The organism is Polyangium mundeleinium, from assembly GCF_028369105.1.
Classification (GTDB): domain Bacteria; phylum Myxococcota_A; class Polyangia; order Polyangiales; family Polyangiaceae; genus Polyangium; species Polyangium mundeleinium.
The window spans coordinates 8,142,680-8,167,483 of the sequence record NZ_JAQNDO010000001.1 but is presented as its reverse complement, the minus strand read 5'-3'; the positions used below and the strand labels follow the sequence as shown (position 1 = coordinate 8,167,483).

Here is a 24,804-nt window from a genome sequence, read left to right as displayed (position 1 = left end):
AGGCGGGCTCAGAGCCCCTCGCAAGGATCCTCCCCCGCTGGTGCATTCGGCCACGGCGCGCCTGTCCGGCACGCCTCGGCCTGGTCGATGCATGCTTCCAGCATCTTCGTCCAGCCCGTGCGTTTTTCGAACGACGTTGCGCGGTACGTGTCCATCAGGGACCGCCCGTTCTCGCGGAGCAGGAGCTCGAATGGATTGCCCCAGAGCACGCTCAGGCCGCCGAGCCGCGTGCCTGTGCTCGGCTCCACGCGCTGGGCCTCGACCACGAAGGGGCTCATTGCGTGGAAGCCGGCGAGGCGCCGGTACTGGCCGCCGTATTGCACTTGCTCGCCCCAGGGCTCTGTTTTCGTCCAGAGGTGCGGACGGCTGATGACTGCCAGCACTTCGCGCGCTGCTGCTGCCACGTCTGGACCGACGAGAACCGAGCCTGCGCCGTCTGGCCCGCAATGCGCGGGGTCTGCGAGCCGTTCGAGCAAGGCCACGAGGTCGACCGAGGCGTCTGACGCCGTCGTGCGCGACCGTGACGCCCGCCGTGACCGCCCCCCGTGCGACGCGGATGCTGCCGAGGCGACGATGCCTGCCCCGCCGCATGCTTCGGCGAAGAGCGAGGTGACATCCTCGCAGGAAAACCCGCGAGGTCGCTCCCGACGTACGGCCGTCACGAGGTCGGCGAGGGCTTCTTCGAGCTTGCCGATGCGACGCAAATCGAGGCCGACGCTCGTGACCGAGGTGCCGACGTACGCGCGCCCTGCCGTCGAGACGCCCTCGACGTAGGCGCGCACGTAATCGGTGACGACGGCCTCCACGAGCACGCGTGGGCTCGCCGCGGGGCGGTCCTGCGCGATGTAGCGGAGCGCGCTGTACGGATGACCTGCGTCCGGCACCGTCTCGCGCGAGGCGATCATGTAATCGGCGACGCCCGAGAGCGACGAGGCCACCTCGACCGCGCCGAGCCGGCAGACGTCGAACGCGACCACGTCGATGCGGTTCGAGGTCCCGAGCCCGCCGAGGCCGGGTTTCGTGCGGATCTCGGTCTCGATGACCTTCGATGCCTCGCCGAGCGCGGCCGAGAGCCCCGCCAGGGACAAACGTTTTCCTTCGCCCGACGTCGCGTCGTCGGCGAGGCCCGTGAACCCGTCGCCATGGCCCGTGAACGTCACCCAGTAATGGCGCGCCGGGTACATCCGCACGCCTTCCACCAGGAAATCACGCAACGTTGCCATGTCGCTCGTGTCCGTCTCGCCGAGGACCAGGACGCCCGGCTCCTCGTTCTCCCGGCCCGGAGGCCTCAGCTCCTCGCGGTAAATCGAGTACCGCTCGGAGGGGCGGGGGTTGCCGTCGTCGCCCACCTGGAACGGCGCATAGTCGCGCTGCACCAGGATACGGAAGAGGGCGCTGCCGCCGAGGCCGTGCTGCCATTCGAGCGCGTCTTGATCGAATGCGGAGACGAGGTTCGGGTCGAGGTCGTCGTTCGCTGCGAAGACGAGCCACGTCCATTCCGCGGTCCAGAGCGAGGGCGGCCCACGACGGAGCTCCGCGCTGCTCTGCTCGACCGCCGGCGCCGTCTCCACGGCGCCTGCCGAGGGGCCCTCGGGGGCGCACGCCGCGAGGCCCGCGGCGAGCGCCCCGAGGGCGATCACGTGGTTTCCACCCACGGTAGCTGATGTCCTACCGGCCATTGCGCGAGAGGCGCAGGATCGACTGGAGCACCACGGACGAGATGTACGGGTTGTCGCTGCGCCCGCCCGTGTCGTCGCCGGCCTCGTCGCTCGCGTCCGGGAATGCCGACATGAAGATGAAGTCGGGGTGCAGCTCCTTGCTGTTCGGTCCGACGCCCGTCGGCGACTCGATCCATTCGCCGCCGAGGATCGTGCCGCGCCCGTCGAGCTCGAGCACGTAATGGTAGGTGACCTCGGCCGTGGGGCGACGACGCTGCAGGGGCGGAACGAGGAGCTGCTCGATGCTCGCCGCGTAATTGACGAGGTGGATGCTCGTGCGGATGCGCGCGAACCGGACGGCGTTCTCGTTCCAGCGGTAGGTCCGGCAGCCGGCCGAGGGGCCGTCGCCGTTGCAGACGAGCTGCGAGGCGCGCCGCTCGTCGATCTCCTCGTTCTCCTGGATGCGATACCGCACGACAGGGAACGTCCAGACCTCGTCGCCGTACGCATAATCGATGACGAACGGGAGCCTCTCGCGCGGGCCGCCGAGGTTCGCGAGCGCGGGCGCGCCGCGGCCCATGAGGCCCGTCAAGGCGACGTGCAGCGTGCCGGGGTTCACGTCGCGGCAGGCGGGGGTCGTCGGCCGTCCAATGCTGTCGCGCGTGATGTCGTCCTCGGGCACGTTGCAGCGGTTGCCGGCCATCGTGGACGAGTCGTGGAAGTAGATCTCCGAGAAGAGCGCCTCGAGGTCCGCCATGCGGAAGAGCACGCAGGATCGGTCGCGCTCGCCGTTGCACTCCACGATACGACCATTCTCGCGCCGGACGCGCACGTCGCGCATGGGCGCGCCGTCCCGCTCGGCCGTCGAGTACGACGACCAGCCATTGCAATGGCCCCACCACGACTCGGGGACCGTGGTCTGGTAGGTGCCGTGGTTCAAGAGCTCCCACGCGGTGGCGGGGCCCGCGACGACGATCGAGGGGCGGACCGCGCCCGAGCCGCGCTCGCGCTCCGGCCGGCGCATCTCCTCGGACGTGAAGGCGCGGACCTGCGGGAGGCGCCGCGCTTCGCCCGGGTTCATGAGAAGATCGTATTTTTCGACGGGCGAGAGGTTCTCCGGATCGGAGCGGAAATCGCTGTAGTCCTTGTTTCGCGAATTCCAGCGGTCGGCGATTCCGTTTTCGGTCATCGGCCACCAGCTCGACGGGAAAATGGGCCGCGAGCTCTCGCCGGATGCCGGACCGGATTCGAGGCGCAGGATCGCGCCCCGGAGCTCGGGGTGCAGGCGCGCGGCCCTGTTCGTCTCGTTCATGGGCTCTCGTCCGGGAGCCCGTGGCACGAGGATCTCGTGGGTTCGGAAGTAACCATTCGACGCAAAGCCCGGGCGGAGCCGCGGTTCTTGCGCCGAGGTCACGCGTTGTGCGCCGATGAGCGCGAGTACGGACGCGGCCAGAATGACGCTTCGGGTGGTGTTCATGGTGTTCATCGTCCTGCCGAGATGGCGGCCGTCCGAACACCACTGCACCCCCCGGGCCAGCAGGCTCGGCGGAGAGCGTACCGTTTCCGCTCGCGCCGGGCGCGGGACTGTGCAGGCGGAGAGCGGTGACGCGCGGGCGGAGGGAAACGAGGGAGAGGCGGAAGATCAGCGCTTTCCGCGGGGTGTCCGGCGCGAGGGGACGTACTGGCCGGTCTTCTTGTTCCACGTCCAGAGGAGCTCGAGCGATCCCCCGGTCTCCGACGCGTCGTCGCTGTACGGGACGCCGCGCATGCCGAAGCGATCGAAGCTCTTTTCGTGGAATGCGTCGACGGAGGACCAGCCGGACGTCAAAAACTCCGCCTCCAGCGGCTCCGTGGTGCTCCCCGCCGTGTCCACTGCGATCACGCTCCACGAGGACGATGTCGAGCCAATCGGATCGATTGCGTGCTCGTCGTAGCCGAAGAAGTGAACCGATTTGTTTCGCTCCACGAACCCCTTGGGCTCGCCCACGAGCAAGACCGTGTCGACGAGCTTCTTCGCTTTGAAGATGCCGATGTACGTGTCGAGCAGGTGCACGTACCCGAGCTCGAGGTCGCCGAGCTTCGTCAAGGGCTCCCAGAGGACCTGCTCGGTGGGCTCGAGCGACGTGCCGCCGTGCACGCGGTCGGGGAAATCGACGAGCTCGACGATGTTCGGCTGGGCGGGGTGATAGGAAAACGCCTGGCGGAGCGCGTGCAAGCGGGCCGCGGCGCGAAGCTCGCCCATCGGCTCGAAATCGATGTCCGCGGGCGCGCTGAGATCCGACCGCTGCTCGGGCTGAATCGTCGGCGCCTTGTCGGCGGGCCCCGCGACCGTGGCCAGGGAAAACGTCATCGCGGGGGCCTCGGAGATGCGCGGCAAGGCGGAGAGCGGCAGCTTGATTTCGGTCGTGACCCGATCGCCTTTCACCTTCGAGGCGACGACCGCACCCGGGACGGGCGCGAGGCCGCCGTCGACCAGCCAGCGGAGGCCCTTGGCGTCGAGCCGGAAGAGCCGCACGAAGCGCGCCGCGTGTTTTGCTGCGAATGCGGCGTGACGCTCCAGGGTCACCTTGCATTTCGCGGCGGCCTCCGGTTCGAGGTCCCCCGGGCAGTTGAATTCGTAAAACGAGCCGTCCCGCGACCATTCTCCCAGGGGCCGGAGTTCGGCGGCCGGCGCCGAGAGCTCGATCCAGAGCCCGTTTTTCGCGTCGCCGACGAGATCCGCGACGATGTGCGCCCCGTCGTTCGTCACGGAGAGCCCGACCGAGGGCGACTCCTGGATCGTGCCCCATTCGTCGATCTCGCCGTCGATCACCGGACTCTCTGGCGTCGTTTCGACCCACGCGACGGGGATCTCGGGTTTCGGCTCCTCGGCGGGCGCCTCCGCGATCGGAGCGGCTTTCGGTTTGGGCGGGGCGGCCGCCGGGCGCGGCTGCGGCGCGGAGCCGCACGACGCGCCGAGCGCGACGAGGGTGGCTGCTCCGGCGAGGAGCAAACGTGAACGCGGGGCGAGCATTTTCTTTCGTTTCATCATGGCGAGGGAGGGGGGCTGGGGATGCGGACGGTGCCTGTGGCGACGACGATTTCGTCTTGTTCGAGGTCCACGCCGAAGGACGCCGCCAGGGTGGGGCCCATGCGCTGGTAGACGACCTCCCAGCGAATGGTTTGCCCCTCGATCGAGTCGGGGAAGACGAGCACCGTGTCGCGTGGTGCGCCCGAGGCGGGGACACGTTCGTCACGCACCTCGATGCGCGAGGAAAAGCCGCTCTCCGAGCCTTCGAGGCGAAAGACCCGCTGGAGGGCCACGGCCGGGGCGCGGAGCGTGGGATTTCCCATGGCGGAGGCGCGGATTTCGATTCTGCGGAAGAGGTCTCCCGTGGGAAAGGCGTGGCCCACGGCGCCGGCGCGCAGGGTCACGAGGATCGAGCGATCGCTGCGCGGCGCGGCGGCGGCCTCGACGGCCGAGCGGAGCAGAGCCGGATCCTCGCGCACTTCGAATCGATGTCCCTTGCCGGCTCGGCCTCCCGCGCGCGCCGCGGGTTTCATGTGGCAGGTTTGGCAAGGTGTACCGGCATGCTGGCTCGTGCGGTGCTCCGTGAGGGTCGCTTGCATGCGCGCGCCTTTGCGCCGGGGGAAGTCGAACTCGTGGCAGCCGTCGCAAGTGGCGGCCGTATCGAATCCCGGCGTCGAGCGGCTCCGGTGCGGCGTTGGGCCCGCGAGCGCGGGCTCCGCCGCGAGATCCGCGTGGCAGGTCACGCACCCGACGCCCATGGCGCGCGCGCCGGGATCCGGTGGCTTTTGGGGATCGGCCGCCGGCGCGTGGCAGCCGCGGCAAAAGGGCAGGGGTTCGATCGAATATGCAGCGAGGAAGACCGGATCGCTCCACGAGCGCTGGTGCAGCGAGCCACGCCACTCGGCCGCCACGTCCTCGTGACAGCCTTCGCAACGCGCATTCGCAGCCGCTTGCCGATTCTCCTCGGCGATGTCGACCCCGAGGGGCGCGGAGGTCGTCCTTGCCACCTCGTCTTGCGCCGCCGGGGGAGCCGCGCTCGCGCCCGCGCAGGACACGAGAAAGAGCAGCAGGCCGCGCGTTCGCATGCATGATGGGAATTCCGAAGGGCACGCCGTGTCAAGCGCAATCCCTCGCGCTCTCCTCGAAGCACGAGGGCGTCAAAATCCTGCTCCCCCGTCACGAGGGGCTCGTGGCGTCGTCACCCGAACGGCGGACGATCGTAGAAGCGGACAGGGAAGGAGTTTGGCGCATGCGAAGGAGGACGGGGCTCGGGGTCTTGCCACTTTTGTTCGTCGTGGCCTGCGGGGGTGCGGCCGCGCCGGCCCGGGGACCAATCCTGGCGAGCCCTTCGCCGCAGATGGCCGTGGAGGCGGATGCCCCGCCCCCCCGCGGTCCCGACGGACCGGTGACGCCCGCGGAGCGCAATGCCGCGATCGACGCGCTCCTCAAAAACCTCGATGCGCGGTACGTGTTTCCCGAGAAAACCAAGCTGGTGCGGGCCGCGGTGGAGGCCCGGCGCAAGCGTGGCGAATACGACAAGCTGACCACGGGGCACGCGCTGGCCGCGGCGCTCACGACGCACGTGAACGAGGTCTTGAAAGACGCGCATTTCCGCGTGCGATACCTGGCCGAGAAGATCCCCGAGGCCGAGCTGCAAACGGAGCCAACGGCAGCGGAGCGCGAGCGATTCGAGGCGGAGGGGCAGCGGCTGAACGGCGGGTTCGAGCGGGTGGAGCGGTTGCCCGGGAACATCGGTTATGTGGAGGTGCGCTCCTTCAGTTTCGTCGGGCGCGGGGTGGAGGCCGCGGCCGCCGCGATGAATTTCCTCGCGGAGACGGACGCGCTGATCATCGACGTTCGCCGGAACGGCGGCGGTGATCCGGAGCTCGTGGCCGCGCTGTGCAGTTATTTCTTCGAGGGCGCCGTGCACCTCAACGACATCTACGATCGCCCGAAGAACGAGACGCGCCAGTTCTGGACGAGCCCGAGCGTGCCGGGCAAGCGATACCTGGGCAAGGACGTCTACGTGCTCACGAGCAAACGGACGGGATCCGGCGCCGAGGAGTTCGCGTATGACCTCCAGACGCAGAAGCGGGGCATCCTCATCGGCGAGACGACGTGGGGCGGGGCGAATCCGGGGGAGTTCTTGCGCCTCGGGGATCACCTCGCTGCGTTCGTCCCTTCGGGCCGCGCCATCAACCCGATCACGAAGACGAACTGGGAGGGCACGGGTGTCCTTCCCGATATCGCCGTGCCGGCGGAGGACGCATTGCGGGTGGCGCAGGTGCGCGCGCTGCAGAAGCGGATCGGGGCCGTCTCCGAGCCCGAGCTGAAGAAGTCCCTCGAAGAACGATTGCGCGAGCTCGAGAGCGGCGAGCCTGCGAAGCCTTCGCGGTGAGGCGGCTCAGGGCGCGCCGCAGGCGAGCCAGTCGGCGAGCTTGATGCGATCGTCGAGCGGCGGATCGTCGGGGCCGGGCGGCATCGAGTCGTTCTCCGCGGCGCTCCGCGCGAAAATGCGCGCCCTGTGCCGCTGAATCTGCGATTTCGTGTCGAAGATGAACTCCCCCGGCGCGCCGGCGCGATCCGTGGCCGTGGAGGCGTGGCAGCTCTGGCAATGGGCGTTCATGAACGCCGCGCCGAAATTCTCGTAGGTGAGCTGTGTTCCCTCGGGAGGGCAAACCCAGTCCTCCATGTCCGTGTAGAAGAGGCTGCATGCGGCCAGAAGGAAGGGGGCCGTGGCGAGCGCGAGGTGGTGCAGGGGGCGCATCGAGGTCCTCAGAACAAAGGGAAATGGGCGCCGAGATTCGCGCCCACGAACCCGTACCAGTTCGGCCCACTCGAATACCCGAGGTAGGCGCCCACGAGCTCGGGGCCGAGGGCCAGCGTGAATTTCGTTCGGCGGAGCAACGTGAAGTCACAGCCGAGGCCGAATTGCACGCCGGCCCGGTGGCGAATGCCGGGGCCAATGCCGAGCACCGCGCCGGCCGGCTCCTCGGCGACCGAGGCCATCGACTCCTCGTGTTGGTGGACGAACCCCACGTGGGCCCGCGGATACACGAGGGGGGTCGCTTGCCACCCCGCGCGGACGCCGAGCGATAAAAACGTGAGCAAGCGCTGATCGACCGTGCCATACCCGAGGCGCCCCTCGGCGAACGGGGTCACGACGCCGAAGAGCCGCAGGCCGAGCGCAATGCCGCCATACCCCGTGACGTCGGTGCGCCAATCCGTCGTACCGACGGCCGAGGAGACGGCCACGAAGAGCTCCCCGCGCGGGGCGGGCTCGTGCGAAGGCGGGGGCGGGGCTTCTTCGGCGCGCGCCAGGGCAGGGGAGCCGAGGAGGCACACGAGGGCCACGAGGAGCTGCTGCGGGCGCATCAAACCGAGGTCCTCCGTGTTTTGTTTTCCAGGCGCCGGATGCAGAAGGCGAGGCCGTGCCGCAAGGTCCCGTGCGTGGGAATGCCGGACAGGTCCACGCCGAGCGAGATGAGGGTCTGGGCCACGGTGGGCCGGATGCCCGTGAGGATGCCCTCGGCGCCGAGCAAGCGAATGGCGTGGACCATCTGCACGAGGTGATACGCCGTGGCCGTGTCCACGACCTCCACGCCGGTCAGGTCGAGAATGGCAAAACGAGCGGAGCTGCGGGAGACAGCGCCGAGCAAGTCATCCATGACCCGCGCGGCGCGGTGGCTGTCCACGACGCCGATCATGGGCAAGGTGAGCACGTTCTCCCATACCTGGATGATCGGCGTCTCGAGGTCGCGGATCACCGCCTCCTGGCGCTCGATGAGGGCGAGCCGCGCTTCGAGCTCCTCCCGGATGCGCTGGCCCTCGTTCATGTTCTGCGAGATGCCGATCACGCCCGCGAACGTATTGCCAGCGTCGTGGATGGGCAAGTAGACATTGTCCCAGTGGGAGCCGACGATGTGCACGGATTCGCGCCCCGGCGTGCCGTCGAGCGCCGCGCGCATGGGGGGGCTGATGTGGTCGCCGAAGACGTCGAACAGGCTTTGCCCGAGGAGCTGCCCCGGCGAGGCCCCGAACGCCGCGAGCGCCTTGCCGTCGTAGAACGTGTAAATGCCGTCCTTGTCCGTGACCCACGCGATGATGTCGAGGTGATCGAGGAGGGCGCGGAGCACGCGCTCGGAGATGGGCTTTTCCGGGGTCGTCTCCGCCTCGCGCGAGGCCTCGCGCGTGTGCGCGTGTGCGCTGTCGGCGAGCGAGAGCGTGGCGAAGAGATCGGGCCGCCCCGGCGCGCGCCAGATTTGCCACGTGAGGGCCAGCATCCCACCGTTGGGTTGTCGCGCGCGGCACGTGAAACGCGCGGGCGCGCCGTCGTCCTTGACGAGCCCGAGGGCCTGCGTGAGGGCGAGCGCGTCGTCCGGGTGCGCGTGCTCCGCGACGCGGGCCCCCGGCGCGAGCTGCTCGCCGGCGAGCGCGCGGGCAGCGGCGTTCATCGCAATCACTTCGCCCCCGGGGCTCAAGATCACGAATGCGCCTGGATAGGTACGGAAGAATGCTTCGAAGGGATGCTCGGCTTGTTCCGTCGCCACGGTTCCCCACCTCCGCCAACAATCGAACGTATCAGCATGGGCGGTCGACGTCGACGCGCGAGAGGCGTGGAGTGGCGTCGGAATTTTGTTGTGATGCATCGCGGCGGGGCGCCACGCTTCCGACGCGCGCGCGGCCGTGGTAGCGAGCCCGCCCGAGGAGACCATGAGCAAGGACGAGATCACCGAGCAGGCCGCGGCCTTCGACGCCATCGGCGAGAAATACGACGAGGTATTCGCGGACAAGCGCGCGCAGGTGGAGGCCACGCGGTGGCTCGCCGAGCGCCTCGCCCCGGGCGATCGGGTGCTCGACGTGGGGTGCGGCAGCGGAATCCCCACGGCGAAGTTGCTCGTGGAGGCAGGGCTCTCCGTGCACGGCATCGACGTCTCGAAGGAGATGCTGCGGCTCGCGCGGCGGAATGCCCCGGGCGCGACCTTCGAGCAGGTGGACATGGTGACCTTTTCGCCCGAGCCCGGCTCGTTCGGCGGGGTCGCGGCCTTCTTTTCGCTGCTCATGCTGCGAAAGTCGGAGATTCCTGCCGCGCTGGGCAAGATCACCCGCGCCCTGCGGCCGGGCGGGTACCTCGTGGTTTCGATGGTGGAGGGGGATTTCGACTTTTTCGAGCTTCCCTTCCTCGGTCACGCCATCCACGTGAGCGCGTATCCGCAAGAGGAGCTCGAGGGCGTCCTGCGGGAGGCGGGGTTCGAGATCCTCGATATGGAGGTGGTGAACTTCCCGGCCGAGGAGCAGGTCGAGCGGCAGCTCTATTATCGGTGTCGCGTCGGGGGAGGAGCGTGATCAGGCGCGCCCGATCCGCGTGAGGCAGATGCGCAGGCCGTCCCGCAGGCTCCGAGCGGTGGTCAGGCCGCCCAGATCGATCCCCATGAGCGTCAGCGTCTGCGCGACCTGGGGCCCGATGCCCGTGAGCACGCAAAAGGAGCCGAGCAACGAGGCCGCCTGGCTGAGCTTGACGAGGTGCGCGGCGGTCATGGTGTCGACGACCTCGACGCCCGTCAAATCGAGGATGACCCCGCGCGTGCGCCGCTCGCCGATACGACCGAGCAGCCGCTCCGTCATGTCCGCCGCTCGCTGGCTATCGATGATCCCCACAATGGGCAGCGTGAGGACGTCGTCCCACAGCTCGAGGATGGGCACGCTCATGTCGCGCAGGGCGCTGCGTTGCCGCTCGATGGTCGCGATCTTCTCCATGAGCTCGCGTTGCGTGGCCTCCAGCGCTTGAATGGCGCCTTCGCGCTCCTCGTTCGTGCGGATCTGATCTTCCAAGGTGCGGCGAAGGATCTGCTCGGCCTGCTTGCGCGCGACGATGTCACGGCATGTGCAAATCAGGCCCCCGGTCGGCATGAGCGGGTTCGCAGGCAATCTCGTGAGCGAGATCTCGAGGTCCACGGAATGGCCGGCGCGATGTCGCCCCCGGACCTCGCCCGACCATTTGCCGTGTTCTCCCAGGATGGGGAAGAGATCTCGTTCGATACGTGTCCTTTCGGCGTCGTCGTAGAGCAAACGCCATGTTTTGCCGATCAGCTCCTCGGGCTCGTAGCCGAGCACCATGCCATGGGCGCGGTTCATGTACCAATAGGTGTCACCTGCGAGGATGGACAGCCCCTCCATGGACACGTCCATGGCCAGCTTTTGCAGGTCGGATTCGCTCGTGATGGGGACCTCTTCGAGAGGGATGGGTCGAGTGGGGGCCATCAAATTTTCCTCCAGGGGCTCGTCCGGGCGCCAAGGTGTCCCGGTCGAAGCGCCGGATGATACTTGCGAGCCACGCGGAAAACATGATTTTTGCGCTCCGCGCGCGCAGCCGTGGGGGGCGTGTTTCACGGCGTGAAACATGCCCCGCCGGCCCCCAGCTTCCCGGCCTGCCTTCCGCGCGGCTTGTGTTGGCCCGCTCTTTGCTTTGCAGCGTGGAGCCATGTTTCACGTCGAGCCCTTCTTCGATCCCGCCACCTTCACGCTGACCTACGTGGTGTATGATCCGAACTCGAAGGACGCGGTGGTCATCGACTCGGTGCTCGATTACGAGCCCATGTCCTCCACGGTGAGCACGGCCTCGGTCGAAACGATCGCGGCGTTCCTCGAAAAAGCAGGCTTGACGCTGCGCTGGACGCTCGAGACGCACGCGCACGCCGATCACCTGACGGCCACGCCCTGGCTCAAGAAGCGCTTCGGCGGCCGCAGCGCCACCGGCGTGGGGATTCGCGAGGTGCAGAAGGTCTTCAAGACCGTGTTCGACATGCCCCCGACGTTCCGGACCGACGGCAGCCAGTTCGACCTGCTCCTCGAAGACGGCCAGATCCTCGAAGCCGGCACCTTGCGCATCGAGACGATCTCGACGCCCGGCCACACGCCCGGCTGCGTGTCCTACCACATCGGCGATGCGGTCTTCACGGGGGACGCCCTGTTCATCGAGGATTACGGCACGGGGCGCTGCGATTTTCCGGAGGGCTCGGCCGACGCGCTTTATACGTCGGTTCACGACAAACTGTACGCCCTGCCGGACGAGACGCGCGTCTTCGTGGGTCACGATTACCAGCCTGGCGGCCGCCCGATGCGCGCCGAGACCACGATCGGGAGATCCAAGCGGGAAAACATCCAGCTCCGCGCCGACACCACGCGCCCCGATTTCGTGGCGCTCCGCAATGCGCGGGACGCGACGCTCGCGGCGCCGCGCTTGCTCTGGCAGAGCGTGCAAGTGAACATCGACGCCGGGCGCCTGCCCGCCGAGCACGAGAACGGCGTCCGGTACCTCCGCATCCCCCTGAACCTCCGCAAGCCCGTGGACGACGACGGGGCGCGGAAGGGAGCGAGCGCGAGCTGAAACACGCGTTGCAACATGTTACATTGCGGGCGTGCCCCGCAAACCTCCCGCCCCATCGACCGAGGACGTGATCACGCGCGCCCTCGAGGCTGCCTCGGGGGCGGCCCTCGTCCTCGACGCGGAGCTCCGGATCGTCCTGTCCACGCCGGCGGCGTCGGAGCTGCTCGGCGTCGAGATCCCGCCCCACGCGTCGGCCCCCAAGCTCTTGTGTGGCGACTGTGAGAAACGCCCCGTGGCCGAGGCGCTCGCGGAGGGGCGGCCGGTGCAGGCCATTCTCCCGCCGCGCGGGTCCGGCCGGCGCCTCGTGCGCGTGCGGTCGCTGCCCGTGACGCACGGGCGCGCGCGGGTGGGCACGCTCCTTTTGCTCGAGGACGCCGGCGAGTCGTTCGAGGCGGGCGAGGTCCTGTTCCACGGCATGTGGACGCAGGACCCGGCGATGAAAGTGATGTTTCGCGTGCTCGAGCGGGTCGCGGGGGACGACGTGACGGTGCTCGTGCGCGGCGAGACGGGCGCGGGCAAAGAGCTCGTGGCGAGCGCCATTCACGCGCTCTCGGGGCGGCGCAAGGGGCCGTTTCGCGCCATCAATTGCGCGGCGTTGCCCTCTCATCTGCTCGAAAGCGAGCTCTTCGGGCACGCGCGCGGCGCCTTCACGGGCGCGGTCCGCGATACACCCGGGCACGTGCAGCTCGCGCACCGCGGCACGTTGTTCCTCGACGAGATCGCGGAGATGCCGCTCGAGCTTCAGGCGAAGCTCCTTCGCGTGGTCGAGACGCGCTCTGTCCTTCCCGTGGGCGCGCGCGAGCCCGTCCCCGTCGACGTGCGTTTCGTCTCGGCCACGCACCGCGCTTTGCGAAAAGAGGTCGAGGCGGGCCGGTTCCGCGCCGACCTCATGTACCGGCTGCGGGTCATTCCGGTCTTCATTCCTTCCTTGCGCGAGAGGCCCGACGACATCCCGCTGCTCGTCGAGAAGTTCATGGCGCTCCGCAACGAGACCAGCCGGCGGCGGGTCGATCGGGTCTCGCCGGCGGCCATGACCCTTCTCCGTCGGTATTCGTGGCCCGGCAACGTGCGCGAGCTGAAGAACGTTCTCGCGTATGCCTATGCGATGGGCGACGGCCCGACGCTCGTGCCCGCGGATTTGCCGCCCGAGCTGCTCGACCCGAGCCTCTTCGGCGCCGAGCAGGTCGCGCCGTCCCCGACGCCCGCAGCAGGCGCCGAGCACCCGAACCCCGAGGCGCGCCGGATCTTGGAAGTGCTCGGTCGCACCGGGGGCAATCGCCAGCGCGCCGCGAAGATCCTCGGCCTGAGCCGCGTGACCTTGTGGCGAAGGATGCGCGAGCTCGGCATCGCCGGGCCTGCCTGAGAAACGTTGCAACACGCGCCCCAGCGTGTTGCAGGATGTTTCAGGCGGCGGGCGCGGACGCCGAAAAAAGGAGGGTTCTGCGTGGGATCTGCGTGAAACGGCGTGTGGCACCTCGTTTGCAACTCGCGGCGCGCGAGGAGAGAGCCCCATGCCCACGCTGTTCGAGAGGTCCACCCCGAACCCCGCCGGTTATCGCGACATCGCGCCGAGGGACGTCGCCGCGGCGATTCCCGGCGCGCGGCTGATCGACGTCCGCGACCCGGCCGAGCTTCGTGGCGAGCTTGGGCACGTGGACGGCGTGGAGAACGTCCCGGTCGCGCGATTCGACGCGGCCGGCTTTCGCAAAGACGAGCCGCTCGTCCTCGTTTGCCGCTCGGGGCGCCGCTCGGGCCAGGCGGCCGCGGCGCTCGCGGCGGCGGGTTTTTCCTGTGTCATGAACATGGCCGGAGGCATGATCGCCTGGAACGAGGCGGGCCTACCGGTGAGCCGCTGAGGGAGACGCCATGCTCGCCCTCGGCGCCACACTCGCGCTCGTGATTGGTGTCGTCCTCGGCATGCTCGGCGGCGGGGGAGCCATTCTCACGCTGCCCATGCTCGTGTATTTGCTCGACGTCGAGCCGCGCGCGGCCATTGCGACCTCGCTCTTCGTGGTGGGCGTGACCGCGCTCGTGAGCCTCGTCTTCCACGCGCGGCGCGGCCACGTCCGTTATCGCATCGGCGCGCTGTTCGGCGTCGCGGCGATGGCCGGGGCTTTCGTGGGCGGGCGGCTCGCGCATTTCGTCCCCGAGGCCGTCCTCCTCGTCGTGTTCGGCGCGACGATGGTGACCTCGGCCGTCGTCATGTTGCGCGGGCGCGGCGAGGACGCCGCGAACCGGCGCGAGCTTCGCGTGGAGCGCGCGCTTTTGCTGGGCGGCGCCGTCGGGTGTTTTGCGGGCCTCGTGGGCGCCGGCGGCGGCTTTCTCATCGTCCCCGCGCTCGTCCTTTTTGGCGGGCTCGCCATGCGCGAGGCCGTCGCGACGTCGCTGTTCGTCATCACGCTGCAATCGTTCGCCGGATTCGCGGGGCACGTGGCGCACGCCGAGCTCGACCCGGTGCTCGTCGGGATCGTCACTTCGTTCGCCGCGCTCGGCAGCGTGGCGGGTGCGCTCCTCGGCAAGCGTGTATCGTCGGACGTTTTGCGCCGCGTATTTGCATGGCTCGTCGTGGCGATGGGGCTCTTCATGCTCGGCAAGCAGCTCCCCCTGCCGCTCCTCCTCCTCGTGGCCGCGCTCGCGCTCGGCATGATCACGCGCCCCTGGGCCACCGCATTGCCCGGACGTCCCGCCGAAAGGTAGCCCGCAAGCCGCCGCGGTCCTCGTGGTTTGCCGCGGATTGCACGTCCGCCGCGGGCGGCCGGGCTCTTTCGTGCTCCGGAAACACCGTGAAACATCCATGAAACGCGGCTGGAACGTGCAGGGGCGCGCGTTCGCGGCGCGCGCGTGTTCCGAGGCGCTGGCGTGTGGATTGGGGTGTGGCATCTTGCTTGCTTGGGTCCCGGACGAACCGAACACCCTGGAAGAGGAAACGAGATGGCCACGACCACGCCCGCACCGAGCTCCCCGAAATCAAGCCTCCCGCGACCCGAGGCCGCCGCGATCCCGGAGCTCGGGCGCGCGCGCGTCGTCATCATCGGCGGCGGCACAGCCGGCATCTCCGTGGCCGCACGGCTCGCGCGCGCCGGCGTAGAAGACGTCGCGATCGTCGAGCCCTCCGAAAAACACTATTACCAGCCGCTCTGGACGCTGGTCGGCGCCGGCATCGTGAGCGCAGACGTGTCGGAGCGCGACGAGGCCGCCTACATCCCCGAGCGAGCCCGCTGGATCAAGGATTTCGCGGAGGAGATCGATCCGGTGGCACAAACGGTGCGCGTGCGCGGCGGCGGGCAGATCGGCTACGATTTCCTGGTCGTCGCCCCAGGCATCCAGCTCGACTGGGACGCGGTCCCCGGATTGCGCGAAGCCCTGAAGACGGAGAGCGTGTCGAGCAATTACGATTTCCGTCTCGCGCCGAAGACATGGCGCCTCATCGAGTCCTTCCGCGGCGGCGGGACGGCGCTCTTCACGCACCCCACAGGGCCCATCAAATGCGCAGGCGCGCCGCAAAAGATCGCATACCTCGCCTGCGACCATTGGCGCAAGACGGGCGTGCTCGATCGGTCGAGCGTGATCTTCGGCTCAGGGCAAAAGGCGATCTTCGGCGTCGCGGAGTACCGCGCCGTGCTCGAGCAGGTCATCACGCGCTACAGCATCCAGACGAAATTCGAGCGCAACCTGGTCGAGGTGCATCCAGACCGGAAAGAAGCCGTCTTCGCAGTCGTCGGGGATCCCGCGGGCAAGCGAGAAACGATCCGATACGACATGATGCACGCCGTGCCGCCGCAAAGCGCGCCCGATTTCATCAAGCGGAGCCCGATCGCGCACAAGGACGGCCCGAACAAAGGCTGGGCCAAAGCCGACAAGCACACGATGCAGAACCCCGATTACCCGAACATCTTCGCGCTCGGCGACGCCTCGGAGCTGCCAACCTCGCGCACAGGCGCGGCCATCCGCAAAGAAGCGCCGGTCCTCGTGGAAAATCTGCTCGCCGTCATGAACGACAAGGAGCCGACAGCAAAATACGACGGCTACGCCTCGTGCCCCCTCGTGACGTCCTACGACACGATGCTGCTCGCCGAATTCGATTACACCGGCAAACCCACGCCGTCGATCCCCCTCATCAACACGATGAAAGAGCGGCACGACATGTACCTGCTCAAGCGATACGGGCTGCCCTGGATGTACTGGAACCTGATGCTCCGCGGTCTGTCCTGACCTCACCCGGTCTCCTGGTGGAGGCGCAGCGCTGGGGCTTTGCCCCAGGCCCCACCGGGGCTATCCGCCCCTGGACCCGGACCAGCGCAAGCGCTGGACGCGGGGTCGATGAACTGCGCTCCGCGCAGTTCATCGAACAGCCAGGGTCAAGACCAGCGACGATCCTGCCAACGAACACGGCAGCGCTGCTGGTTCAACCGGCAGCGTGCCCGTCGCCAGCTTGAAACCCACCCCCATGGTCTTGCCACCGGCCCGTTGGAAGAACTGCGCGGAGCGCAGTTCTTCCACCCCCGGTCCAGGCCGTGCCTGGTTCGGGTCGAGGGGCGAACAGCCCCCGCGGGGACCGGGGCAGCGCCCCGGCGCGACGCCCTGGAGAAGACATCACGCCGCCTTCTTGACGCGCGCGAGTGTCCCCCGCGCGAGTGCGTCTCGATCCACCTCGTCGAGTGACTCCACCACGAGGTCGGCCCCCGCTGCCCGCAAGAGCTCGGCGTCTCCGAGCCGCGCCACTCCGAGCGCCCACATCCCGCCGGCTTTTGCTGCTTGCACTCCTGATGTTGCGTCCTCCACGACGAGTGCTGCCTCGGGCTGCACACCGAGCTCTGCTGCGGCGCCGAGGAAGATGTCTGGGGAGGGTTTGCCCCGCGGGAACGTCCGGCCGCAGACGTTTGCGTCGAAGAGATCGACGAGCGTCGTGCCGGGCTCCTTGCCGAGTGGATCCGGACGGAGACCTGGCATCGGCTCGGGCACCACGATCCGCGCGAGCAGCTCGTTTGCGTTTCTCGACGACGAGGCGACCGCCATCGGCAAGCCCATGTCGCGCACCGCGAGCACGAACCGCAGTGCGTCCGGGAAGGCCTGGAACGCGCCTTCCTGGATGAGGCCCAGGATCTTTGCTTGCTTCGCGGCTGCGTACTCCGCGGCGAGGGCTGCGGCGTTGGGGACGCCGAAGTACTCGAGCGCCGCGCGCGCTCCGTCCTCGCGGGGTTTGCCCGCGACGAGCTCCTGGTAGACCGCTGTGTCGAAGCGCGCGGGCGTGTACAGCGACTGCGCGGCGAGGTCTTTCCAGGGGCCCCGCATGAGCTCGTCCAAGGTCTCCCGCCAGGCTCGCTCGTGCGGCGAATCGACGAGCACGCCATCCACGTCGAAGAGGATCCCCGCGAACGCCATGCGGGGACTGATGGAGCCCCGCCGGGCGCGCCGGAAGCCCCGCGGCGATCAGCCGAAGAGGAGCATCGTGGCCGTCTGGTTGACGTGGCCGACGAACTGCTCGCCGTACGTGCTGAACAAGGCCGTCGGGATGCCCTCGAAGATCGCGCCGTACGGATCGAGCAGCCCGCGGGCCTCGATCTCCAGCGTCCGCAACACGCAGTCGAAGCCGACGAGCGCCGATGCGCCGCCGAGCTCCTCGCGGGCTTCCGTGAGCGCGCGGCGCGTGTCCTCCACGATGTCGCTCGCTTCGAGCACCGTGAGGACCGTGCCCTCGGGGACCTCGCAGTAAAACACCACGCTCTCGCCGCGGAGCTGCTGCGGGCTTCGGACGAACGGTTCGTCGCCGACCATCAGGCCGAGCGGGTGGCGCTGGAAGTGGCTCACGACTTCGGCCATCGGGATCCCGAGCACCTCGGCGTACCGGACTGCCGCGGGTTTGCCGTCGAACGCATGCACGACCCGCGCGGCCTCGTCGCAGGCCGTCACGCAGAGCGTGCGATCGAGCGGGCGGAAGCTCTGCGTCTTGATCGCGCGGAACGGCACGGCGGGCTCAAGCAGGAGCAGGACGGCGGCGTTCGTGTACGCGGTGCCGTCCTTCGTGACCCACGTCGAGGCGAAGGCGAGGTCGTCGCCGGCTGAGCCGCCGAGGATCGGGATGTCCGTGAGATCGCCGAGCCGATCCATGAGACGGGCCTCGGCCGTGCTGAGCCCGTCGACGAACAGGAGGCCCACGTGCCGCGTGGGATCCAGGCGCGCGAGTGGACGATCGAAGTGCGCTTCGAGCGGCGCGAGCGCGGCCTTCACGTCGGCGCGCCCGCGGAGATCCTCGATCACGGCGACGGCCGCGTCCCGCACGATCTCGGCGCCGAGCGCCATCGCGACGACCGAGCCCTTGCGCCATGCGCGGCCCTCGCGCTCGCCGGCCGTCGTGCAGCCGACCACGATCGCGCCTGGAAACGCGCGCTGCATCGCCTCGGCGAGCGCGCGTGGATCCCGCGGGCCGCCGGCGAAATAAAGGACCACGATGGGCTCGACGGACGCGAGCTCGGCGCGCATGTGGCGCGCGACGTCGTCTGCGCCGATCTCGGTCGCATGAGCGGTTCGAACGGGCACGTTGACAATCCTCCCTGCGTGCTCTCGAAGAAGATGGCTAGAGCGCCGACCCGTTCGGCGCTCTGCGAGATCGCGAAGCGAGCTCGCCTCGGGGGGTGAATCGACCGGGCTTTGCCCGGGCGAGAGGGGGACGCGAGGCGCCCCCCTCGGGACAAAAGAGCTAGAACATCGAGCGGTTGTCAAACCGATCGATGTTCTAGCGTTGCGGGCCCGAGGACGGCGGAGGTCGCCACGACACGCCCGCGCCGGGCCCCGGCAGATCGACGCCGAGCTCGCGCGCGAGGGCCTCGAGCTTTCGAAGGACCTCGGGATCGTCGGAGGAGGTGTCCGTGTGCTTCGAGGGATCGATGCCCTTCAGCATCAGCTTTGCGCGGACGAACCCCGCCATCGTCGGGTTGCCCCGCGAGCGGTGGGCGACGATGGCGTCGATGATCTGCTTGACCTTGCCCGACATGTTTTCGCGGGGCTCTCGCGCCTGAAATTGCGGCGCGATCTCACGCCCCGGAGACATCATCGCACAAACGTCGCGTCATCCCCAGCAGTCTCTCAAGCCGGCGCCGCCGCCGCGGGTGTGCTGCCTGCGAGCTCGGCGAAGAGCGGCGCCAGATCCGCCCGGCCCCGCAGCGGCGCGCAGATCCGGCCCGAGGAGCGCAAGAGCTCGAACTCGAGCTTCTCCGCGCGCCGGCCGACGTCCCCGAGCGCGAGGAAGTGCTTCGCCTTGCGATCCTCCATCGCTCGATCCGCGATCACCAGGCTGTGCCTGAGCTCTCGGATCTGCTGGTCCACCTCGGACACGGCCCGCTCTTTCTCGACCGCCGCCGCCTCCACTTCGAGCTCCGCGTGGCGCGCGTTGGTCCACAGGTCGACGAGATCGGCGAGCGTGCGGTATGCGACCGCGAGCTCACGGTAGGGCTCGCGGAAGCCGCTCCGGCCCTCCCAGAAGACCACCTCTCGGTGCGCCTCGCGCACGCGCGGCGCGAACGATCGCGCGGCCGCGGCGAGCGGCGCGATGCCGACCCGGGTCGCGCGTGCTTCCTCGCGTGTCCGCGAGATGTCCACCGTGAGCCGATCCATCGCCTTGCCATGGCGGAAGCGGCCTTCCTTCCACTCGCGGTGGATCGTGTCGAGCGCGCGTTGCTCTTCGAGGCCGCGGGCCCGCAGCTCCACGAGCTCCTTCACGTGGGCCTTCATCTGCTCGAGCGTGCGCGCGACCTCGACCGGCAAGGCGCCCCCGTAGGTCTTGCTGACGAGGCGCTCGACGATCTCGACGCGCGTGCTCCAGCGCGGAGCCGCGGCCGTGGCCGAGGGGCGCGGGGGCGCGAGCGGCGCTGCGTCGAGATCGGGCGGCAAGGGGATGCGCGCGGCCTCGCTGATCTCCTGGAGCATCGCGAGGACCCGGTGGGCGTCGACGGGCCGGCCATCGGGCACCTTCGACATCAGGTCGTAGACGAGGTGATCGAGCGCGGGCGGCGCGTCCGGCAGGTTCTCGCCGAGGCGCGGCGGCGGCTCCAGCATGTGCTTGTTCAGGATCTGCGCGGGGCTCGGCGCGTCGAAGGGCAGGCGCTGCGTGAGCATCTCGAAGAGCATCACGCCGAGCGCGTAGAGATCGGCCGGCGGGCCCGCGTCCGACGACGTCGCGCGCTCGGGGGCCATGTACTCGGGCGTGCCGAACACCTCGCCCGCGTTCGTCAGGCGCACGTCCTGCGCGCAGCGCGCGATGCCGAAATCGAGGAGCTTGACCCGGTCGCCCCGGAGCAAGAACACGTTCTCCGGCTTGAGATCCCGGTGGATCACCTCGAAGTCGTGGGCGCGGGCGAGCGCGCGCGTCATCTGAATGACGATGGGTAGCGCGCGCGCGAGCGGCACGGGTCCGGCCGCGATGAGCTCCGAGAGGCTCTCGCCTTCGAGCAGCTCCATCACGAGGAACGGCGTGCCGTCCTCCGCGTCGCCGTGGTCGAAGATCTCGATGATGTTCGGGTGCGCGAGCCGCTGCGCGAGCTTCGCCTCGCGGTTGAAGCGCTCGCGCGTCGTGTGGTCCGAGGCGAGCTGCGGGTTCAGGAGCTTCACCGCGCAGGGCCGGTCCGTGAGCAGGAAGCGCGCGCGGTACACGGAGGCCATGCCGCCGATGCCGATGAGCTCGTCGAGCACGTAGCGGCCCGCGACGGTGGTGCCGAGCCACGGATCCCGCAGCACGACGAGCGTCGAGCCGTCCGCGAAGCAAGTGTTGCTCTCGCTCGGATACCGGAGGCTACACGTGGGACAGGACTTCATGCGCGGCACGAGGGAGGGCGGGGTGGGGGGCCTGGGGCGACCGGTCCCATCCACCACCCCTGCGTGCCACCTGATTACAGGATCTCGCCAATGCGCTGCAAGAGTCCGCCGCCGGAGAAGAGCGCCCGGAGCCCTTTGCGGAACCAACCATAACTTTGGGCCGTGTAGGGGTACCAGAGCGGGTCCTTGCTCCCCAGGCCGACCCGCTCGACGCTGACGTGCTTGATGTTGCACATCTCGCGCAGCCCTTCCTCGCCCATCGCCCGGCCGAAGCCGCTCGCCTTGATGCCGCCGAAGGGCGTGTCGGGCGTGCCGCCGTTCGTGAGCACGTCGTTCACGAGCACGCTGCCCGCCTCGACGCGCTCGGCGAGACGCGTTGCGTGATCCCGGTCGCGCGAGAAGACGTACGCGTTCAGGCCGAGGTGCGAGTCGTTCGCGAGGCGCACGGCCTCCTCCTCGGTCGAGACGCGCATGAACGGCACGATCGGCCCGAAGATCTCCTCGGTCATCACGGTCATCTGGTGGTTGCAGCCGTCGATCACGGTCGGCTCGAAGAACTGCCCCGGCCCCTCGCGCCGCTTGCCGCCCGCGCGCACCGTGCCGCCCTTGCCAACCGCGTCCGCGATGTGCTTCTCGGCCACGTCGATCTGGTGCGGGAAGATGATCGCGCCGACGTCGACGAACTCCGCGCTCGGATCGCCCTGCCGAAGCTCCTTCGTCAGCTCGACGACGCGATCGACGAGCTTGTCGTGGATCTCGCGGTGCGCGTAGACGCGCTCGACGGAGACGCAGACCTGGCCGGCGTTCGAGAAGCCGCCGAACACGATGGCGCGCGCGGTGCGCTCGACGTCGGCGTCGGCGCAGGCGATGAGCGGGGCCTTGCCGCCGAGCTCCATCACGCACGGGATGAGCCGCTCGCCACACGCGGCCGCGACCCTGCGGCCCGTGGCGACGCTGCCCGTGAGGATCACGAAGTCGGGCTGGGCCTCGATGAGCGCCGCGCCCGTCGGCCCGAAGCCGGGGACGACCTGGAGCAGATCCTCGGGCAGGCCCGCGCTGTCCCAGACCTCCTTGGCCTTCTGCGCGATGAGCGGCGTCACCTCGCTCGGCTTGATGACGACGGCGTTGCCCGCGAGCAGGGCGATGATGGCGTCGCGCAAGGGGAGCTGGAACGGGTAGTTCCAGGGCGAGATCACGGCCACGACGCCGCGCGGCTTGTAGTGGATGAAGCTCCGGCGATGCTTGAACATGTGGAGCTTGACCTCGTGCGGCGCGAGGACGTGTGGCGCGGCCTTGGCGAAGAAGGTCGCCAGATCGGCGGCGACCATGACCTCGTGGAGCAAGGCCTCGTGGCGGGGTTTTCCGCACTCGCGCACGAGCAGGTCGACGATCTCGTCGGCGCGGTCGACGATGGCGTCGCGGAAGCGGAGCACGCGCTCGCAGCGCTCCTCGACGGGCAGCGCGCCCCAGGCCTCCTGCGCGCGCCGCGCCCGCTCGACGGCGCGCTTGACCTCGTCGGCGGAGGTGACCTTCACCTCGCCGAGCAGCTCGCCCGTGGCCGGCGCGTAGCTCCGGATCTTCGTCGCCGCGTGCCCATTGGCGCCCGGACCGCTCCCCGTCACGTTCCCCGCCCCTCGGTCCATCACCACCTGGCCCATTTCATCCTCCTGACAGCCGAGCGATCGGCCCGGCGCGTCGTGCTCGTCCGCGCATCCGCGCGGGCTCTTCGCCGGCACGGTCGTCGCCCGAGAACGTAGCCAAAGGGGCGCCATGCTTCAATCGGAGAACTCGCGCCGCGGACGGCGTCCGCGCGGCTGTCCGGAACGAAGGCGCCCGCGGGCAAGGGCGTCTCCGGGCCCGAGGGCGTGCCGTCGATCGCCGGCGTCAAACCCGGGTCATTCCTCCGTCGAGCACGATTTCATCGCCGGTCATGAAGGACGCGTCGCCATGCGCGGGCGACGTCGCGCCCGAGGCGAACCATTGCCACGGAGGGCGCCGAGGGGGCTGTTCGGAACGAAGCGCGCCTGTGTGCGGCCATTTCATGTACGTGACTTGCGCTCCTTCACGCCGATCCGAATACACAACGCCGGGGGAATGAACATGAAACAGATGCTTGGGACGAACGTGGCGTTTCTTTTCGTCGTGGGGACGGCGCTGCCGCTCGTGCCGGGGACGGCGCGCGCGATGGACGGGCTCGCGATCGAGATGGGCGGCAAGGGCCAATTCCTGCATGGGGCGCTGCTCGGCATTCCGGTCGTGTACACGTGCCCCAAAAGCAGCATGTCCCCGAGCCTCCTCGTGCAGCTCGCCCAGGCGTCCGGGAGCGACGTGGTGGACGGGGTCGCCGTCGAAGACGCCCTCGAATGCGATGGCGAGCCGAAGGAGACGCTGGTCCTCGTGATGCCGACCAGCACGTCGCCCTTCCGCCGGAGCAAGGACATCGTGGTCGACGTGAACATGTCGGCCTGCGACGACGTCTCCCTCACCTGCGGCGACGTGTCCGCTGGGCCGGTCGTGTTATCGCTCCGGCGATAACGCAGGAGGGTGACGTCCAAGGGGGTCGACGCGCGTCAAGGGGCGCGGGTGACGATGACCCGCGGGGGTCGACGCGCGTCGAGGGGCGCGGGTGACGATGACCCGCGGGGGTCGCCGCGCGTCGAGGGGCGCAGGTCACGAGGACCCGCGGGGGTCGCCGCGCGTCGAGGGGCGCAGGTCACGAGGACCCGCGGGGGTCGCCGCGCGTCGAGGGGCGCGGGTCACGACGGACTGCGGGGGTCGCCGCGTGTCGAGGGGCGCGGGTCACGACGGACTGCGGGGGTCGCCGCGTGTCGACGGCGTCGGCAAGGTCGCGACGTCGTCGGCGCCAATCTTTCCCCGCCCGCACCGTCTCACCACCCGGTCCCATGCTCCGACTTCTTCGCCGCCGCCCCGCTCCGAACGCCCACGTCGTCCGTCCTCCCGGCCCTCGCCTCCTCCGGCGAATCGCCCTGCGCTTCGTTCAATGCCCTCCACGGGCGTGGCGCACGCTGCCGGGCGTGCGCGCGCCCGTCATCCTCGCGTTCATCTTGCCCCTCGCTTGTTACGCGTTTGGCCTGCTTCCCGCGTTCTCGGCCTCCGGGGAGTGCTGCGGCCCCACGCGCCTGCCTTGGCTCCCGGCGGCCTTCCATGGCGAGGACCTGGTGGACGCTCCCCTGCTCGTCGTGGGTCCCCGCCACGTCACCGTCGACGGCGTCCTCGTGGCCGAGACGCCCGAAATCGTCGAGGCCTCCGAGCCTCCCCCGCTCGACGCGCTTCGTACGCTGCTCGTGAACAAGAAAGAACTCTGGCAGCAGATTCGTCCCGACGTGCCCTTCCCGGGGGAGATCCTCATTGCTGCCACCCAGGATCTCCCTGCCCACGCCGTCGTGCGTGTCATGGCCAGCGCCGCCGCGGCGGGGTACCCGCGGACGAGCATCATGATCCAGAAGCTCTCTTCCCCGCTGCGCTGAGCTTCTGGATCGAGCTCGGCGAGGCGCTCGACAGGGCTTCGTCGTGCGTGGCCTAGTCGCAGACGCCCTTGGCTTCGGGCGTCTCCGTCGGGCTGTGCATGCAGTGTTTGCTGATGCAAGAATCGGGGCCCATGCACGCCGCGCCGGGGCCGCCCTTCGGCCTGCAGGTGCCGACCACGTGGCTCCCGTCGCGGAGCAGCCCGTAGGTGTGTCTTCGCGGGTACCTGCCGTTCACGCGGTCCCCGGGATCGCAATACGACGCCGCGCCGCAGGCCTTCTCGTCCAAGACGACGTTGCAATCGTTCCCGTCTGCTTGATTTGGGCCGATCGCCGAGTTACAGCCGCTCGAGAGGATCAGCGCCGCGAGCAGCCAGCCGATGTGTTTCATGGGGGCGATGGATACCAACGGCGCCCCGTCGCGGCAACTTCCGAATCACGCGCGCGCGCAAGACG

The 24,804-nt window shown here is 69.1% G+C and carries 23 protein-coding genes; 9 read left to right on the top strand and 14 right to left on the bottom strand.

What is annotated here, in order from left to right:
• Positions 1-8 precede the first annotated feature (8 nt).
• The 4 genes from POL67_RS32515 to POL67_RS32500 form a co-directional block, all read right to left on the bottom strand.
• A complete protein-coding gene (locus POL67_RS32515) occupies positions 9-1,655 on the bottom strand; it encodes a clostripain-related cysteine peptidase (protein WP_271924258.1) in 1,647 nt (548 codons plus the stop codon).
• Between the two features lie 13 nt (positions 1,656-1,668).
• The gene (locus POL67_RS32510) at positions 1,669-3,135 is read right to left on the bottom strand and encodes a hypothetical protein (RefSeq protein ID WP_271924257.1); all 1,467 of its coding nucleotides are present in this window, start codon (positions 3,133-3,135) and stop codon (positions 1,669-1,671) included.
• Positions 3,136-3,300: 165 nt separating this feature from the next.
• Positions 3,301-4,689 (bottom strand): hypothetical protein, encoded by a 1,389-nt coding sequence (locus POL67_RS32505; RefSeq protein WP_271924256.1) that lies wholly within the window; start codon positions 4,687-4,689, stop codon positions 3,301-3,303.
• Positions 4,686-5,753, bottom strand: coding sequence for a multiheme c-type cytochrome (locus tag POL67_RS32500; protein ID WP_271924255.1), 1,068 nt, complete (start codon positions 5,751-5,753; stop codon positions 4,686-4,688). Before POL67_RS32500 ends, POL67_RS32505 begins: the two co-directional genes overlap by 4 nt.
• Before the next feature lie 164 nt (positions 5,754-5,917).
• Here POL67_RS32500 and POL67_RS32495 point away from each other — a divergent pair, with 164 nt between their 5' ends.
• Complete coding sequence (locus POL67_RS32495; protein ID WP_271924254.1) at positions 5,918-7,066, top strand: S41 family peptidase; 1,149 nt, start codon at positions 5,918-5,920, stop codon at positions 7,064-7,066.
• Between the two features lie 6 nt (positions 7,067-7,072).
• On the opposite strand, the gene POL67_RS32490 is transcribed toward POL67_RS32495, so the two are convergent.
• The 3 genes from POL67_RS32490 to POL67_RS32480 are packed head-to-tail and all read right to left on the bottom strand — an operon-like array spanning position 7,073 to position 9,218.
• Complete coding sequence (locus tag POL67_RS32490) at positions 7,073-7,435, bottom strand: hypothetical protein (protein ID WP_271924253.1); 363 nt, start codon at positions 7,433-7,435, stop codon at positions 7,073-7,075.
• A gap of 8 nt (positions 7,436-7,443) precedes the next feature.
• Positions 7,444-8,043, bottom strand: coding sequence for a hypothetical protein (locus POL67_RS32485; RefSeq protein ID WP_271924252.1), 600 nt, complete (start codon positions 8,041-8,043; stop codon positions 7,444-7,446).
• Complete coding sequence (locus POL67_RS32480) at positions 8,043-9,218, bottom strand: STAS domain-containing protein (protein WP_271924251.1); 1,176 nt, start codon at positions 9,216-9,218, stop codon at positions 8,043-8,045. The genes POL67_RS32485 and POL67_RS32480 overlap by 1 nt, the downstream gene beginning before the upstream one ends.
• 163 nt (positions 9,219-9,381) lie before the next feature.
• On the opposite strand from POL67_RS32480, the gene POL67_RS32475 reads away from it, so the two are divergent.
• Positions 9,382-10,014, top strand: coding sequence for a class I SAM-dependent DNA methyltransferase (locus POL67_RS32475; protein WP_271924250.1), 633 nt, complete (start codon positions 9,382-9,384; stop codon positions 10,012-10,014).
• On the opposite strand, the gene POL67_RS32470 is transcribed toward POL67_RS32475, so the two are convergent.
• A complete protein-coding gene (locus POL67_RS32470; protein WP_271924249.1) occupies positions 10,015-10,929 on the bottom strand; it encodes an STAS domain-containing protein in 915 nt (304 codons plus the stop codon). It abuts the gene before it with no gap.
• 220 nt (positions 10,930-11,149) lie between these two features.
• Here POL67_RS32470 and POL67_RS32465 point away from each other — a divergent pair, with 220 nt between their 5' ends.
• From POL67_RS32465 to POL67_RS32445, 5 genes are all read left to right on the top strand, one after another.
• Complete coding sequence (locus POL67_RS32465) at positions 11,150-12,055, top strand: MBL fold metallo-hydrolase (protein WP_271924248.1); 906 nt, start codon at positions 11,150-11,152, stop codon at positions 12,053-12,055.
• A gap of 31 nt (positions 12,056-12,086) precedes the next feature.
• Entirely contained in the window at positions 12,087-13,418 is a 1,332-nt protein-coding gene (locus POL67_RS32460; RefSeq protein ID WP_271924247.1) for a sigma-54 interaction domain-containing protein, read from the top strand.
• Between the two features lie 148 nt (positions 13,419-13,566).
• Positions 13,567-13,911: a rhodanese-like domain-containing protein gene (locus POL67_RS32455; protein ID WP_271924246.1), complete on the top strand. Its 345-nt coding sequence runs from the start codon at positions 13,567-13,569 to the stop codon at positions 13,909-13,911.
• A gap of 10 nt (positions 13,912-13,921) precedes the next feature.
• The gene (locus tag POL67_RS32450; protein WP_271924245.1) at positions 13,922-14,752 is read left to right on the top strand and encodes a sulfite exporter TauE/SafE family protein; all 831 of its coding nucleotides are present in this window, start codon (positions 13,922-13,924) and stop codon (positions 14,750-14,752) included.
• Positions 14,753-14,986: 234 nt separating this feature from the next.
• A complete protein-coding gene (locus POL67_RS32445) occupies positions 14,987-16,267 on the top strand; it encodes an NAD(P)/FAD-dependent oxidoreductase (protein ID WP_271924244.1) in 1,281 nt (426 codons plus the stop codon).
• Between the two features lie 381 nt (positions 16,268-16,648).
• Here POL67_RS32445 and POL67_RS32440 read toward each other — a convergent pair whose 3' ends face one another.
• The 5 genes from POL67_RS32440 to POL67_RS32420 all read right to left on the bottom strand — a co-directional run bounded on the left by POL67_RS32440 (position 16,649) and on the right by POL67_RS32420 (position 22,599).
• The gene (locus POL67_RS32440; protein WP_271924243.1) at positions 16,649-17,437 is read right to left on the bottom strand and encodes an HAD family hydrolase; all 789 of its coding nucleotides are present in this window, start codon (positions 17,435-17,437) and stop codon (positions 16,649-16,651) included.
• 48 nt (positions 17,438-17,485) lie between these two features.
• The gene (locus POL67_RS32435; protein ID WP_271924242.1) at positions 17,486-18,592 is read right to left on the bottom strand and encodes an FIST signal transduction protein; all 1,107 of its coding nucleotides are present in this window, start codon (positions 18,590-18,592) and stop codon (positions 17,486-17,488) included.
• 196 nt (positions 18,593-18,788) lie between these two features.
• Positions 18,789-19,106 (bottom strand): hypothetical protein, encoded by a 318-nt coding sequence (locus POL67_RS32430; RefSeq protein WP_271924241.1) that lies wholly within the window; start codon positions 19,104-19,106, stop codon positions 18,789-18,791.
• 32 nt (positions 19,107-19,138) lie between these two features.
• The gene (locus tag POL67_RS32425; RefSeq protein WP_271924240.1) at positions 19,139-20,863 is read right to left on the bottom strand and encodes a serine/threonine-protein kinase; all 1,725 of its coding nucleotides are present in this window, start codon (positions 20,861-20,863) and stop codon (positions 19,139-19,141) included.
• Between the two features lie 74 nt (positions 20,864-20,937).
• Positions 20,938-22,599, bottom strand: a complete 1,662-nt coding sequence (locus tag POL67_RS32420; protein WP_271924238.1) for an aldehyde dehydrogenase family protein — start codon at positions 22,597-22,599, stop codon at positions 20,938-20,940.
• A 364-nt stretch (positions 22,600-22,963) separates the two neighbouring features.
• Between POL67_RS32420 and POL67_RS32415 the strand changes: the two genes are divergently transcribed.
• Both POL67_RS32415 and POL67_RS32410 read left to right on the top strand, forming a co-directional pair.
• The gene (locus POL67_RS32415) at positions 22,964-23,398 is read left to right on the top strand and encodes a hypothetical protein (protein WP_271924236.1); all 435 of its coding nucleotides are present in this window, start codon (positions 22,964-22,966) and stop codon (positions 23,396-23,398) included.
• 500 nt (positions 23,399-23,898) lie between these two features.
• The gene (locus POL67_RS32410; RefSeq protein WP_271924234.1) at positions 23,899-24,351 is read left to right on the top strand and encodes an ExbD/TolR family protein; all 453 of its coding nucleotides are present in this window, start codon (positions 23,899-23,901) and stop codon (positions 24,349-24,351) included.
• A 52-nt stretch (positions 24,352-24,403) separates the two neighbouring features.
• On the opposite strand, the gene POL67_RS32405 is transcribed toward POL67_RS32410, so the two are convergent.
• A complete protein-coding gene (locus POL67_RS32405; RefSeq protein WP_271924232.1) occupies positions 24,404-24,739 on the bottom strand; it encodes a hypothetical protein in 336 nt (111 codons plus the stop codon).
• Between the last annotated feature and the right edge of the window lie 65 nt (positions 24,740-24,804).